This is a genomic window from Gammaproteobacteria bacterium, assembly GCA_029881255.1.
Taxonomy (GTDB): domain Bacteria; phylum Pseudomonadota; class Gammaproteobacteria; order S012-40; family S012-40; genus JAOUMY01.
In genome coordinates this window covers 54,440-68,351 of the sequence record JAOUMY010000001.1, presented here as the reverse complement: position 1 = coordinate 68,351, position 13,912 = coordinate 54,440, and the positions used below count along the sequence as shown (strand labels likewise).

Here is a 13,912-nt window from a genome sequence, read left to right as displayed (position 1 = left end):
GGAAGATTGATAAAAGCTCAAAATATCTCCGCTGGATGTCGATACAGGTACGGGAAAAAGTAACGAATTCAAGTCACTGGTGGACATTCAAAGCGAAAAACTGGAAGAGCTACGCAATATCACTCGAACCATGGCGATTTGGGTGGCGATGCCGTTGTTTTTATTGTTCTGGCTCTTAGACTGGGTACACGCACCTCACCTGGTTTGGCATTTCCTCGCGATACGCTTGTTATTTATTCCCCTCGCGTTGCTGATAGTGGCGTGGGTAAAACGCGCCCGTACACAGAGGTCGATCGAACGCGCAGCGCTGGTGTTGACTGCGGCAAGTGGCCTGGCCTTGACGACTATGATTGCCATGTTGGGGGGCGCCTCACATTATTCGATCAGTTTGAATCTGGTTGCGATTGCGGCACTGTCGTTTATCCCGTGGTCCAGGCGTTATTTCTTCTATGCGCTGCTATGGATTTATATGCCATATGTCGCGGTCGAGTTTAGTTATTGGAGCGTAAAAACTTCGAACCTTATCTATGTTTATGTTTTCTTCGCGATGGCGGTTATGGTCGTCACTTCCATTGGGCACTTTTCCTATATCAGGTTGCGTGATCGTGAGTTGAGAATTCGGCAGGATCTCGAAACTGAGGTGGAGAAACGCAAAAAGACGGAATCAGAACTTATCGAGGCGCGAGATCAGGCTATGGTTGCCAATAAAGCGAAGTCCGCTTTTTTGGCCAGCATGAGTCACGAATTGAGAACGCCATTGAATGCCATTATTGGCTATTCGGAACTGGCAAAAGAGGAACTCAGAGAATCACACCCTGATTATGCAGTCGTGGATCTGGAGCGCATTAACCATTCGGCAGTACACCTTTTAGGATTAATTAACAACCTTCTGGATTTGTCGAAGATTGAAGCAGGAAAACTCGAACTGGAAATGAGTGACGTGTCTCTAAAAGATTTACTGGAAGATGTGGATGCATCCACAAGACCTTTAGCAGAGAAGAATCATAACCAACTGGAGATTGTCAACGAATCACGAATCACGTCCATACATTCTGACTATGTCAAACTCAAGCAATGTTTACTCAACCTGATCAGCAACGCCGCCAAGTTTACCAATGACGGAAAAATTGTCATTAATGTGGGTGACGAACAGCACGGACACAAGAATCGTTTGGTGTTTACTGTCAGAGACAACGGTATTGGAATGTCTGCAGAACAGCAGGCGACAATTTTCGCCGAGTTCACACAGGCTGACAGCTCAATCGCATCGCGCTATGGTGGCACAGGGCTTGGTCTTGCCATTACCCAAAGACTTGCGCACCTTCTTGGCGGTGACGTCAGTGTTAGTAGTGCTCTGGGGAAAGGGGCACAGTTCAGGCTGTGGTTTAATGTAAGCTGATATTGCGATAGTGAGTGGTAAATTACTCGAGAGTATGGATCACCCAGTGGTATCAAATGGTATAAGACTTAATAAGCTGTGAAACCAGTTCGAGAAAAGATTCTTCTACGCGATTCAATTCTTTCCCAAAATGAGAAAAAATCTGGCTCGCTTGTTCTCTACTCAGGCGCTTATTACCAATATTAAATTCCAATTCATCTAGCTTGCGTTGGTCTCGCGGTTCTATATTCCATTTCACAAATTCTGAAATCATCTTATTAAGCTCGTTCTGAACATGCTGGCAAAAGTCATCAATCAGATCCGCCCCATTCGGTCCGAGGCAACCGGCTTCGAGTCGGTATATGACGTTGAGTTTGCGATTCTCCGGGAGCTGTTTAATAAATGATTCCATTGTAAAAATCCATGAAAACGTTCGGGTGATGGATTGCACTATAGGATTTACCGCGTCCAGTACTATTACGATGTATGGGACGAAATACTTTAAATTCATTCCAACTCATGCTTGCATAGGCGTATAGGCAGATCGAGGTGGATATCGTGATTTTTAGGTCGAGTGGAGTTACGAATTAACCCCCATTCTTGACGGAAAAAATCCCAGCTATCTATGGGTAGTAACTATCCTGCTGATTCTAGGGGCAAAAAAAATTTCCGCAATTTAAACCCAAAACCTCTCTTTGCGCGTTTACCTCTCCTGAATAACGCAGAGTAAGGAGAGATATTATGAAATTATGTACATCGTCTATTTTGTTCAGTCTAGTTGCAGGGGCCGCGCTCGGCGCCTGTACGACACAAAGCCCTGTAAGCGAAACTGGGGCGCGTTTGGCGGCACCAGTGGTGACGCAGGAGCAGGAAATCAGTCACGACAGTGAGGCTCAGCGAGCGATCCCTGAGAAGAAAACGCCAGATGAATCTCTGGCTGCGATTGCCCCGGAAAAAGACTGGGACAGCACGCATATGGATATGGCTGGCGGCCTCCCTGCAAAGGAGCTTATTCACCAGGAAGAAATCGTAACGAGTACGACTCGAACCGAGCGCATGCCGAAAACGCCGACAAAATCGGGTGATATGTTTCGACGTGAACGGGTGATCAAGCCGCATCATCCTATTCCCTACCAGGCGCCAGTCACCGTAGACAGAGAGAATTATCAGCACTTCGAAGATAACGGGATACGTCTGGTGGCAGAAGCGCCGGTTTCAACTTTTTCCATTGATGTGGATACCGGCAGTTACGCGAATGTGCGACGGATGTTGAACCAGGGTCAGGTTCCGCGTGGGGATGCTGTGCGTATCGAGGAACTGATCAACTACTTTGATTATGACTATCCCACGCCTCGTTCGCGTAAGCAGCCGTTTTCCGTTACGACGGAATTGGCGAAAACACCCTGGAACAAAAATTCCGTTCTGTTGCAGATAGGTCTGAAAGGGTATGAGCAAAAGCTTGAACAATTGCCACCGGCAAATCTTGTGTTTCTGATTGATGTCTCAGGTTCGATGAACGCCCAAAACAAGCTGCCGCTGCTAAAACAGTCATTGCGTTTATTGGTGTCACGTATGCGTGAGCAGGATCGTATCAGTATCGTCGTCTATGCAGGGGCATCCGGTACGGTATTGGAACCTACCTCAGGTGCAGATAAGCACAAGATACTCTCAGCCCTGGAGAATCTACAAGCTGGTGGTTCCACTAATGGCGCCTCAGGTATCAAGCTGGCGTATGAGGTAGCAAACGCTGCTTTTGTCAAAGGAGGTATCAATCGGGTATTGTTGTGCACCGATGGTGATTTTAATGTTGGTACGGTCAACTTCAATGCGCTAATGGATATGGTTGAACAAAATCGCAAATCCGGCGTTGCTTTATCGACGTTTGGTTTCGGTCAGGGAAATCTAAACGATCATCTGGCGGAACAACTGGCGGATAAGGGAAATGGAAGTTACAGTTATATCGACAGCCTAAAAGAAGCACAAAAGGTTTTGGGTCAGCAGCTAAGCGCATCGTTAATGACGATTGCCAAGGATGTGAAAATACAGATCGAGTTTAATCCGTCCAAAGTAGTCAGTTATCGCTTGATTGGTTATGTTAATCGCAAACTGGCACGCGAGGATTTTAATAATGACAAAGTGGATGCGGGTGATATTGGCGCGGGACATACGGTGACCGCGCTGTATGAACTTGAACTGGCCGGACAATCGCATACCTTGATTGATGCGTTACGTTATCAACCACAGGCTGGGTTACGCGAAGAAGCGGAACTTAGGGAATTGGCGTTTGTGAAATTGCGTTTTAAACAACCCGATGCGGATCAAAGCGAATTGATCACTGTACCTGTAATGACGGAAAGTCTCAGTGCCGAACCCTCGCATCGGCTTATGTTTAGTGCCAGTGTCGCAGCCTTTGGACAAAAACTGCGTGGCGGAAAATATTTGCAGGATTTCGGCTGGGAAGATATTGCTGCGCTGGCCCGTGGCGGTAAGGGTCGTGATGACAATGGTCATCGTGGCGAATTTATACAGCTAATCAGTCTTGCGCAGGCGCTTGACGTCCCGTCAAGACATGCACGAGTGGAATAAACCGCTAATGGAAGTTGTTGGGCCGTCCTTCGGCGGCCCAACGATTGTTCAGGAGGAATATTGATAAGGGCAGGCCAAGAGACGGACGAGGCGCTAATCAAGGCGTTTCATGAAGGCCGCAATATGGAGGCCTTTGAGATGCTCTACCAGCGCTATCGCTCACCCTTATACCGTTATCTCAACAATCGTTTGTCTAATACAGATGACACGGATGAACTGTTCCAGGATATATGGACAAGTATTATTCACGGCCAATTTACGCATACCGGAAACGCCAGTTTTCGAACCTGGTTTTATACGGTGGCCCGAAATCGTCTATATGATTACTACCGCAAAAATCGGATCGGATTGGCCAGCGTCGAAGATGTTAGTGAGATGGTTGATACTGAAAGTCCCGATATCCAATTGGCGCACAAGCAGGAGAGCAAGGCCTTTCAACGTCTCGTGGAGCAGCTACCGCCACGTCAGCTTGATGTCTTTTTGTTGAAAGTGGAATCCGGGCTAAGTTTGCAGGAAATTGCCCAGGTGTGTGGCGAAAATCTGGATACGATTAAAAGTCGCTACCGTTATGCAGTGAACAAACTTTCTCAGTTACTGGAAGATTGATATGAGCCAGGAGCAAACATTTGAAACCCGCGAAAAGGCTGTTGTCGACGCCTATCATGCGTCTAACAAGTCCGAACCGGGTAAAAACCTGGACGCGGCGATTATGCAAATCGCTCGCGAAAAAGCTGAGGCAACGGCTCCCTTAGCGCATACGCATCGAATTTCCTCAAGTCGTATAGCGAGTTTATCGCTGGCGGCAACCATTGTTTTAAGCGTCAGTGTTGTATTGGTTTTACAACGGGAGGCCCCTAAGGAGATACGTCTTGGTGAAACTGAGATCGCACTGGAAGAACGTGCGCCAATTAACAAAAGGCAAGCATCAGATGTGCAGGCACCGTTTGAGCGCAACTCCTCGGGTGGTGCTGAGTCAAAAGCAGAAGTTCCTGCGCACGTGAAGCAAGCGCCACCAGCTGCTCCCCTTGAAAAAAGCCTTTCTGCGCCTGTTTCAAACAAGCCCAAGGCAATAGAGCTTGAGGCTGCATCAGAAATGTCAGAGCCGTCTATGGCAGCGTCTGGCTTATCGCTTGAAAGTGAAGCGATGCCAGAACGTATGGAAGAGATAGCATCGTTTGGGCAGCGATCGACGGCGGAATCAGACGCGGCACCTGCGTCGGCAGCCACACCGGCAGCGCCGCGTGCGCGAATGATACAAAAACCCGCCAGAATATTACCCAGAACCTATGCGCCGCCACTCGATTTCGCTCAACTCGTAGCGGGTCTGCCTGTTGGCGACGAAAGAGAGCTTTTGAGTGCCTTTATTGAACGAAGTAGCAAGCGTAGGGAAGACTGGTTGTGGCTGTGGTCCAAGTTTGCGCAAGCCGTAGTGGGTGACTTGATTCAATCAGACAAACAATGGTCGCATATACAGATGCAAATTGCGCAGGCAAAAGTTATTGCAAAAATTGACGAAGGACATCGACGTATTTATTTATTCGACAGAGAAATCCTCCCCGTGTCCTCAGGAGATGCGGTATTGGTTGTGAAACAGGGAGACAGTTACAAGCTGGATTATCTGCGGCTTAGAAATAAATCGTTGGAAGACACGCTACAGCAATTGAGAAAGTAACCGTGTGACGTGTGATTTTTTATTAAGCTGTAGCCTGTTGTTGCGATGGCTCAACTGCCGGCATCATAACCACAAAAGTCGATCCCAATCCTGGCGTGCTCGTTGCGTTGAGACTGCCTCCCATCATTTCGCACAGTCGTCTTGATATGGCCAGGCCCAGACCGGTTCCTCCGTATTTTTGCGCGATCTTCGCGTCGGCCTGAGTAAAGGCGTCGAAAACTTTATTCAGCTGTTCGTCGTTCATGCCTATACCGGTATCGCTAACCGCGAATCGAACACTATTTGCAACGGGCTCTACATGGATTTGTATATTGCCATCTTTGGTAAACTTCGCTGAGTTGCTGAGCAAATTAAACAAGACCTGCTTCAGGCGCAAGGGATCCGCGTATACCTTTTCAGTTCCCGTGGCGATGTTGATAGTTAAGGCATTGTGATTTTTTTCCACTAGAGGCGTTATCGAGGCGCCGACTTCCTTTACCAGCCACGAAACATCGATCAAATGTGGTGTCAGTTCCAGTTTGCCAGCCTCAATTTTTGACAAATCAAGCATGTCGTCGATCAAGGAATTGAGGTATTTGGCGGAATTTTTAATCCGATCCAAGTCTTTGAGATTCTGTTGCGCATGGGTATCCACGGCATCTTCTATCAGAATTTCACTATAGCCTATGATGGCATTTAGCGGTGTTCTTAACTCGTGACTGACATTGGCAAGAAAGGCGCTTTTGGTTTCGTTTGCGGCGCGGGCATTGTCTCTTTCACGTATCTGTATCTCCAGCTCCTGTAACCGATCAACCAGTTTGTCCGACATGTCCTTGAACGAACGCGCCAGGTCTCCCACTTCGTCGCCGCGGTTGAGAATCTTGTTGTCTAGCACCAGGTGCATATCTACACCATTGCTATTTACCAATTGCGTCAGCTTGACCAGGTGATTGGTAAAGTGTCGCGTAATAAGCAAGCTGCCTAGCGAAAGCACCAGTAGCGTGCCTATAATGATCTCGGCCAAATACTTCTGTGTTTCGTTAGATATGCTATAGCTTGTGTCGGTGTAATATGCGAGATGAGCATTGGCGATGTGTTGCCCGGTGGTATCCAGGGGAAACACAATTTCTTTCAATTTACGCTGATTCTTTTCTATATCAAGAACTCTGACGCCTTCATTGTTCGACACCGTAGCAATATGACTACCAACAAGACTCATGTCTGAATGGCTAAATACTAATCCATCGGGGCGAACAATAGCGGCATAAGCATATTGTTGTTCAGACTTTGCTACGTTCACCAGGTTTTCCAAGGCCGGGTAATCTCTTACTAATAGAGGTTCTTCAGCATTGCCTGCGAGAGTTCGCGCCTGAGCGTTTGCCTGTAACAAGCGAAACTCATTCATGCGTAGATTGGCGTCGCGTAGTAACACTATGCCTAGACTGGCGAGAGAAATTACAAACAAAGCAATCAGGCTGGCGAGTACCTTGGTGTGCAGGTTGAGTTGAACGCGCATGAGCATGGCGGTGATTCTTTTTTATGTGCCGTCGATTTTCGTCAGCCCGGCCTGACGAATGAGTTTGTTCAGTTGAATCATAATGGCAGGATCAAATTCGATGAAATTACCTATCTTCATTTCGTTTAACGATCGTAAAGCCTCGTTCTTACGGGCACTATCGGCGAGTATGGCTTTCTTAAAGAGTTTTGCGATTTCAGAGTCCTGCTTGTGCGGTGTAAACATAATCGCTTCTGGAAACTGCTCTGTCGTATCAAAAAATTTTAAATCGCCGGTATCAATCCGTTTCGAAAGAATCTCGTAATTGACTTCGCACATGACGGCGGTGTCAGCCTCGCCAAGCATGACCATATAGGCCGCTTTTTTGAGGTTGTTGGTAAATTCGACAGTGACATCTTTTTCTATATCCAATCCCTCTCGCGCAAGACTGGCGCGTGGCGCCAGATACGAGCCGGCACCAAAGCGACTGATCAGGGCAATCTTCTTGCCCTTGAGATCTTTTATGCTAGTGATGTTGCTGTCGTTTCTTACCAGAAATCGGCCGCGACTCAAGACGCTATTGCCGGTGTTGCGCATCTGCGCTATGGGTGTAATTTGAAACTCATCGGCAAGTATTGCGTAGAGATAGGCGTTGGCGTAGACAAAGTCTGCGTCTCCCAGAGAGGTTCTGGCTTGCTCCAGGTTTCTGGGTGTCGAAATATGCACCGTTTTGCCTAAGGCCGTGCTTAGGTAATCAGCCAGCGGTTGCCAGTTCTTGTGAATAATCTTGGCTGGCGCTGGCATAAGTATGGCGAGATTAAGCGGTTTTTCTGCGCTCCACGAGGCGGTACAGAACACGGCTAAAAGTGTGCTTATTCCAATTTTTATATTTGTTTTCCAAAAGTCTTTCATTGCACATATACCTGTCTGGTTGTATGACCAAATTTAAGACAGACTCCGACTATTTGTTCGGACTGTTTCTTACCACATAATGAGTCATGGCTTTCCTTGTTATCGGGGAGGAATCTTGCTTACTTTAACTGAATAAAATGCTCAAAATTGAGTCCAGGTATTTGTTGGGAAAGTCTTTCATGAAGCGCGCGCGACCGAAAATTTATGGGGACGTGACTGTCTGATTTGCGCTATGGGCGCCTAGTTCCTAAGTAGTAGCGATACAAATGTTAACAATGTCTTCTTATTATGCTAGCGAGACGGACCGATAAATCTACGAGACGTGAGAAATAGTAGGTTTGTAGATGTCACTGCAAGAAAAGCTCGATGCCTTAAAAGTCAGACTTTCCAGCCAGTATCCGCCGGAACTTTCGAAAGTAGTCTCGGATTTCGAAAAAGAAACGCTTATGATGTTTCTTGAAGATAAGGCGTTGAAAAGAGGTGATACCCTTCCCGATGCCTTCTTTTTTGACGGCAATATGAGAAAAGTAAAATTACGCGAGTTGAACAGAGATAAACATCTTGTGATCAGTTTTTTTCGTGGTACCTGGTGTCCCTACTGTAATCTGGAACTCAAAGCACTGGGCGATGTTCACAAGGAGATTTCTGCTAGAGGAGCGCTGTTGATCGCGGCCTCGCCAGAGTTATTTACTTTCACAGAAAAGCATATCAAGGACCATCATCTTGACTATCTAGTCATGACCGATCTTAACAACGAGGCGGCAAAGCTATTTGGCCTGGTGTTTCAGTTGCCAGTGTCCCTGCGTGAAGTCTTCCTTCAGGTTTCGCTTGACTTAGAGAAGAGAAATGGCGAAAACAGTTGGCTATTGCCCATGCCTGCGACATTCATCGTTGACAAGAACGGTACGATCGCGTCTACCTTTGTCAACGCGGATTACACCAAACGTATGGAACCAGACGACATACTTGCTGAGCTAGACAAGCTTAGCCAACCTGCACCGAGAGTTCAGAACGGTTAGCCGTTGATCGCCTTTCGCAGTAGAGTTTCGTATTCGTTCACTGAAAACGAAATCGGGTTACCTCCTGCCGAAGGATCTTTCTCCGCTTCCTGTGCAATATAGCTAGCCTTGCTATCATCTATACCGATTGCTGCAAGCGTGTGCGGTATACCTAAGGTCTTACGCAAAGACAACACCCAGTCAATCACGGCTTTCGTATCGCGTCCCGGTAAATCGAGACAGGCGGCGAGACGCGCCATTTTGTCCTGTATCGCCTTTGCGTTGGCTTCGAGCACATAGGGCATCACGATCGCGTTGAGCATGCCGTGATGGGCGTCGTAATTGGCGCCAAGCGGATGCGCAAGCGCATGCATGGCGCCCAGACCTTTTTGAAACGCGGTAGCACCCATGCTTGAGGCCACTAACATATTTGCCCTCGCCGTCATATCGTTTCCGTCTTTGTATGCAGCGGGAAGATATTCCTTAATCAAACGTATGCCTTCGATAGCAATGCCTTCGGCCATAGGATGAAAACCAGGTGAACACAAGGCCTCAAGATTGTGCGATAAGGCGTCCATGCCTGTGGCCGCAGTAATCGCCGCAGGCAAGGCGCAGGTGAGTTCTGGATCGGCAATCACGACTGGTGGCAACATGCGTGGATGAAAAATAATAACCTTGCGGTGTTGTGATTCTTCGGTAATCACTGATGCCCTTCCGACTTCAGAGCCTGTACCTGCTGTGGTAGGAATGGCGATACACGGTACCATGCCGTTCTCGATCACACGCGTCCAGTTATCGCCAACGTCTTCGAAGTCCCATAGCGCGCGTGTCTGTCCTGCCATTAAGGCGATCGCTTTGGCTGCATCCATCGCACTGCCACCACCAAAGGCAATCACGCCGTCACAACTGGATTGGCGTAGACAACGCACGCCTTCATCCACATTGCTACCCGTAGGATTGGGTTTGATGTCGGAAAATTCCTCGTACTGAATGCCATTATCGTCGAGTATTTTTTTCACCCGTGCGTAAACCGGTAGCGCGACCAGACCTTTATCCGTTACCAGTAGTGGTCGACTCATGCCGAGTTTGCCCACTTCCTTGGCCAGATCGTTAATGCGTCCAACACCGAAACGTATGGTGGTGGGATAATTCCAGTTGGCAATAAATTGGCCGCTCATAGCTTTTCCTTTCAGCGCTTGAGGTGAAACGATTTGGGACGTGTCAGGTGTTCGAAACCAATCTCTGAAAGCGTGCCGCCGCGTCCGGTGTCTTTCACGCCATTCCAGCAAAGATAGGGATCGAGATAGTCACAGCGATTCATGAATACGGTGCCAGTCTCCAACTGTTGTCCGAGACGTTCAGCGACGTCCATGTCTTGCGTCCATATCGAGGCCGTCAATCCGTAGTGGCTGTCGTTCATTAATTCTACGGCCTGTTCGTCGTTGTCGACGGGCATGATACCGATCACCGGGCCGAAGCTTTCCTCGCGCATTACGTCCATGGAATGATCCACGTCGATCAATACCTGCGGCGCAAGATAAGGCGTGCCCTTGCCCGATTTCGGAAAATGTTTTTCGTCTATCAATGCCTTCGCGCCTTTGGCCAGTGCATCGTCGATTTGTTTACGCACGTGTTCTGCCGCAGAGGCGCGTACCATCGGACCAAGCGTGGTGTCTGGCTTGCTGGGATCATCGAGTTTGTATTTGTTTACCTCGGCGACAAAGGCATCGACGAAGTCTTTAAATATGGCGCGTTGCACGTATATGCGTTCGATACCGCAACAGGACTGTCCGGAATTGAAAAACGCGCCATCGACCAGATTGACCACCGTCTGTTCTACCGGCGCGTCGGCACGCACATAGGCGGGATCTTTGCCACCGAGTTCCAGTCCCAGGCCGATAAAACGACCTGCGAGTGCACGTTCAACCGCCGCACCGCCAGAGACAGAACCGGTAAAGCCAACGTAGTTAATCGGCGCCTTTTTCAAAATCGATTCGGTTGCTGCGTGATCCAGGTGTAAAAACTGAAACACGTGTTGCGGTAATTTAGCGGCATTAAATGCATCGGCAAAGATTTCTGCGGTTTGTGGTGTTTGTGCTGAGGCCTTCATCACCACGACATTGCCCGCCAATATTGCCGGAACCACCACGTTTACCGCAGTAAGAAACGGATAATTCCACGGTGTCATGGAAAACACCACGCCGAGGGGAACGCGCTGCATGTAACGCTTAAACCCTTCCTGGGCCGGGACGTCGACATTTTGTAATTTGCGTGCGGCGATTTCAGTCATTACCTTTGCCCGGTCCGCAGTGCCACGGGCTTCACCCGCAGAATAGGCAATCGGCCTACCCATTTGCCAGGTAATCGATTTGGCTATGGAATCCTGGTTGGCCTGAAAGTAATCCACGAGCGCGGTACAAATCTCGATGCGTTTGGCCAAGGGCGTTTCGCGCCAGTGGGAAAACGCGGTATTTGCCTGCGCAAATGTTTTGTCGATGTCGGTGCTACTGGCGTAAGGACGTTCCAGATAAACTGAACCATCAATCGGCGAAATAACGGAAAAGGTTTTTGCAGTAGTCATTAAATTATCTCGAAGTAACGATCCAGTTCCCAATCGGTAATTGCGCGGCGGAACTCCCGTTCCTCCCATTCGCGACTGGCGGCGAAGTGTTCCACAAAGGCGTCGCCAAACCATTCCCGCGCCATCTCAGATGCCTTGAGTCTTTGTGCTGACTCCCACAGATTGGCGGGTAGTCGCAACTTGTCGTCAAAGTGTTGATCGTAGGCATTGCCTTCGACCATGGCTTGCGGCTCGATGCGACGTTCGATGCCATACAATCCCGAGGCCAGGGCCGCCGATAAAATGATATACGGATTGGCATCGGCAGCGGCGACGCGATACTCCACGCGCTGAGATGTTTCACTACCAGGAATCACGCGCAGCGCGCAGGTGCGGTTTTCCACTCCCCAGGTGCTATGTGTCGGTGCCCAGAAGCCGGGTATCAGGCGCGAGTAGGAATTGACGGTTGGCGCGACCATGGCCAGTAACTCGGGCATTAACTGTTGTTGTCCGCCTACGAAGTGTCGCATGGTTTCGCTCATGCCATGTTTGTCCTTCGCGTCATAGAAAAGCGATGCGCCTTTCTTGTCCTGTAACGAAATATGGATGTGACCCGATTGACCGGGCCAGTCCGGCGACCACTTGGCCATGAAGGTTGCCATCAGGTTTTTGCGTTGGCAGGCGACTTTGGCGAAGGTTTTAAACAGAGATGCTTTGTCGGCAGAATTGAGCGCGCTGTCGACTTGTATCGCCGCTTCCATGACACCTGGACCGGTTTCCTCGTGTAAGCCCTCAATGCCGAAGTCCATTGCCTCACCGAGGTCGAGTATCTCCTGATAGATTTCCACGTCTACCGAATTGCGTAGCACGGAATAGCCAAAAAATCCCGGCGCCAGTGGCGTGAGATTGCGATAGTGTTTTTCGCGTATGCTTTCGCGGGTTTCCTGAAAGACGAAGAATTCATATTCAAAGGCAGAGTAGGCCTTGATACCCATATCGGCTGCGCGTTCGATAACGCGTCTCAAGGTGCCACGCGGGCAAATAGGCTCGGCTTTATCCGCGAACTCGGCCAGAAAGAACAGGCCGTTTTCTTCGTAGGGTAAATCGCGGCAGGTGTCGGGCAGGATGCGTGTCGGCGCATCGGGATAACCGGTGTGCCAGCCGGTATAGTTGACGTTGTCATAGAGCTGGTCTTTTGAATCCCAACCCAGGACCACGTCGCAAAAACCAAAACCCTTATCCAGGGCGGAGAAGAATTTTTCCTTCGACATATACTTGCCGCGTAAAATGCCGTCGGCGTCGAATACGCCTACCTTGACGTGTGCTAGCTGACGTTGCTCAACGATTTGCTTGGCCTGGGCAACGGTTTTGATCTCTCTGGCGTTCATAGGCATCCTGTCATCCTGCGTGCTGACGTTTTGAACCGGTGTGCGGCAAAAACAGACTGACGGTCTACTCCTTTGCCGACCAAACCATAACGACCAATTCACTGTGTTCCTGTAGTGAGCCACCTTATAATGGAACAATTCGACGGCAACAGGAATAGGCGTATATGAAAATCGGTATCTTGCAGTGCGATTCCATACTGGATCAGTATCGCGACCAATATGAAAACTATCCTGAAATGTTCAAAACGCTATTGTCCACGGCCGCACCTGCGGTTTTGTTCAAGACTTATGATGTTGAGCATGGCGAATACCCGGTGCAGATCGACGAGTGTGATGCCTATGTCATCACCGGCAGCAAGGCCAGCGTCTATGACGACGAGGAATGGATACGGGTGTTTTCGGATTTTCTGATTCGCCTGCATGAACACAAGAAGCCGTTAGTGGGCATTTGCTTCGGCCATCAATTGATTGCCCAGGCCCTGGGAGGTGAGACGAAAAAATCACCCAAAGGCTGGGGCGTAGGCGTACAGTCTTACGAAGTAGTCGATCACAAAGCCTGGCAGCAACCTCCGTTGGAGAGTGTGTCTATCGTTGCCAGCCACCAGGACCAGGTGATGCGTCTTCCTCCCGATGCTGAGCCAATATTGCGTAGTGAATTCTGTGAAAATGCGGCCTTTCAAATCGGTGAGCACATACTGACTTTTCAGGGGCATCCGGAATTCAGTAAGTCTTATTCAGAAACGATGATGAATCATCGTCGCGCCAAACTGGGTGAGTCAGTGTTTGAGCATGGCGTCGACTCGCTGTCAAAGGATACCGATTCCCTGCGCATGGCGCAGTGGATGATGCGGTTTCTGCAACAGAAAAAATAGCGTCAAGGTGTGAGCTTTCACACTGATCATCTTGCTGCCAGGCAGTATTGTTACCCTATAATTTTTTTCAAG

The 13,912-nt window shown here is 49.0% G+C and carries 12 protein-coding genes; 6 read left to right on the top strand and 6 right to left on the bottom strand.

Translation table 11 applies throughout. The annotated features are described in order from the left end of the window. The first annotated feature begins 79 nt into the window (after nucleotides 1–79). A complete protein-coding gene (locus OEZ43_00285) occupies nucleotides 80–1,399 on the top strand; it encodes an ATP-binding protein (protein ID MDH5543994.1) in 1,320 nt (439 codons plus the stop codon). Nucleotides 1,400–1,451: 52 nt separating this feature from the next. Here the strand turns inward: OEZ43_00285 and OEZ43_00280 are convergent, their stop codons facing one another. Continuing rightward, complete coding sequence (locus OEZ43_00280) at nucleotides 1,452–1,790, bottom strand: hypothetical protein (protein MDH5543993.1); 339 nt, start codon at nucleotides 1,788–1,790, stop codon at nucleotides 1,452–1,454. A gap of 329 nt (nucleotides 1,791–2,119) precedes the next feature. Between OEZ43_00280 and OEZ43_00275 the strand changes: the two genes are divergently transcribed. Genes OEZ43_00275 through OEZ43_00265 form a run of 3 tightly spaced genes read left to right on the top strand, consistent with a single transcriptional unit; the run spans nucleotide 2,120 to nucleotide 5,636 of the window. Further along, nucleotides 2,120–3,964, top strand: a complete 1,845-nt coding sequence (locus OEZ43_00275) for a VWA domain-containing protein (GenBank protein ID MDH5543992.1) — start codon at nucleotides 2,120–2,122, stop codon at nucleotides 3,962–3,964. Nucleotides 3,965–4,024: 60 nt separating this feature from the next. Continuing rightward, entirely contained in the window at nucleotides 4,025–4,570 is a 546-nt protein-coding gene (locus OEZ43_00270; protein MDH5543991.1) for a sigma-70 family RNA polymerase sigma factor, read from the top strand. 1 nt (nucleotide 4,571) lies between these two features. Continuing rightward, nucleotides 4,572–5,636: a hypothetical protein gene (locus tag OEZ43_00265; GenBank protein MDH5543990.1), complete on the top strand. Its 1,065-nt coding sequence runs from the start codon at nucleotides 4,572–4,574 to the stop codon at nucleotides 5,634–5,636. A gap of 22 nt (nucleotides 5,637–5,658) precedes the next feature. Here the strand turns inward: OEZ43_00265 and OEZ43_00260 are convergent, their stop codons facing one another. Together OEZ43_00260 and OEZ43_00255 are read right to left on the bottom strand one after the other, a co-directional pair. Then, a complete protein-coding gene (locus OEZ43_00260; GenBank protein ID MDH5543989.1) occupies nucleotides 5,659–7,137 on the bottom strand; it encodes an ATP-binding protein in 1,479 nt (492 codons plus the stop codon). A 15-nt stretch (nucleotides 7,138–7,152) separates the two neighbouring features. Then, on the bottom strand, nucleotides 7,153–8,022 hold the full coding sequence (locus OEZ43_00255) for a phosphate/phosphite/phosphonate ABC transporter substrate-binding protein (protein MDH5543988.1): 870 nt from the start codon (nucleotides 8,020–8,022) through the stop codon (nucleotides 7,153–7,155). A gap of 344 nt (nucleotides 8,023–8,366) precedes the next feature. On the opposite strand from OEZ43_00255, the gene OEZ43_00250 reads away from it, so the two are divergent. Beyond that, the gene (locus tag OEZ43_00250; GenBank protein MDH5543987.1) at nucleotides 8,367–9,041 is read left to right on the top strand and encodes an AhpC/TSA family protein; all 675 of its coding nucleotides are present in this window, start codon (nucleotides 8,367–8,369) and stop codon (nucleotides 9,039–9,041) included. Here OEZ43_00250 and OEZ43_00245 read toward each other — a convergent pair. From OEZ43_00245 to OEZ43_00235, 3 genes are read right to left on the bottom strand one after another with little or no spacing between them, the layout of a single operon-like run. Next, a complete protein-coding gene (locus OEZ43_00245) occupies nucleotides 9,038–10,198 on the bottom strand; it encodes an iron-containing alcohol dehydrogenase (protein MDH5543986.1) in 1,161 nt (386 codons plus the stop codon). The genes OEZ43_00250 and OEZ43_00245 overlap by 4 nt on opposite strands. An 11-nt stretch (nucleotides 10,199–10,209) precedes the next feature. Further along, nucleotides 10,210–11,601, bottom strand: coding sequence for an aldehyde dehydrogenase family protein (locus OEZ43_00240; protein MDH5543985.1), 1,392 nt, complete (start codon nucleotides 11,599–11,601; stop codon nucleotides 10,210–10,212). Beyond that, entirely contained in the window at nucleotides 11,601–12,968 is a 1,368-nt protein-coding gene (locus tag OEZ43_00235) for a glutamine synthetase (protein MDH5543984.1), read from the bottom strand. The genes OEZ43_00240 and OEZ43_00235 overlap by 1 nt, the downstream gene beginning before the upstream one ends. Nucleotides 12,969–13,132: 164 nt before the next feature. Between OEZ43_00235 and OEZ43_00230 the strand changes: the two genes are divergently transcribed. After that, entirely contained in the window at nucleotides 13,133–13,840 is a 708-nt protein-coding gene (locus OEZ43_00230) for a gamma-glutamyl-gamma-aminobutyrate hydrolase family protein (protein ID MDH5543983.1), read from the top strand. Nucleotides 13,841–13,912 lie beyond the last annotated feature (72 nt).

Bases quoted from the DNA above. Each gene is read 5' to 3' on its own strand.
- OEZ43_00280 (MDH5543993.1), bottom strand. From the start codon at position 1,790: ATGGAATCATTTATTAAACAGCTCCCGGAGAATCGCAAACTCAACGTC.
- OEZ43_00275 (MDH5543992.1), top strand. From the start codon at position 2,120: ATGAAATTATGTACATCGTCTATTTTGTTCAGTCTAGTTGCAGGGGCC.
- OEZ43_00265 (MDH5543990.1), top strand. From the start codon at position 4,572: ATGAGCCAGGAGCAAACATTTGAAACCCGCGAAAAGGCTGTTGTCGAC.
- OEZ43_00260 (MDH5543989.1), bottom strand. From the start codon at position 7,137: ATGCTCATGCGCGTTCAACTCAACCTGCACACCAAGGTACTCGCCAGC.
- OEZ43_00255 (MDH5543988.1), bottom strand. From the start codon at position 8,022: ATGAAAGACTTTTGGAAAACAAATATAAAAATTGGAATAAGCACACTT.
- OEZ43_00250 (MDH5543987.1), top strand. From the start codon at position 8,367: ATGTCACTGCAAGAAAAGCTCGATGCCTTAAAAGTCAGACTTTCCAGC.
- OEZ43_00245 (MDH5543986.1), bottom strand. From the start codon at position 10,198: ATGAGCGGCCAATTTATTGCCAACTGGAATTATCCCACCACCATACGT.
- OEZ43_00240 (MDH5543985.1), bottom strand. From the start codon at position 11,601: ATGACTACTGCAAAAACCTTTTCCGTTATTTCGCCGATTGATGGTTCA.
- OEZ43_00235 (MDH5543984.1), bottom strand. From the start codon at position 12,968: ATGAACGCCAGAGAGATCAAAACCGTTGCCCAGGCCAAGCAAATCGTT.
- OEZ43_00230 (MDH5543983.1), top strand. From the start codon at position 13,133: ATGAAAATCGGTATCTTGCAGTGCGATTCCATACTGGATCAGTATCGC.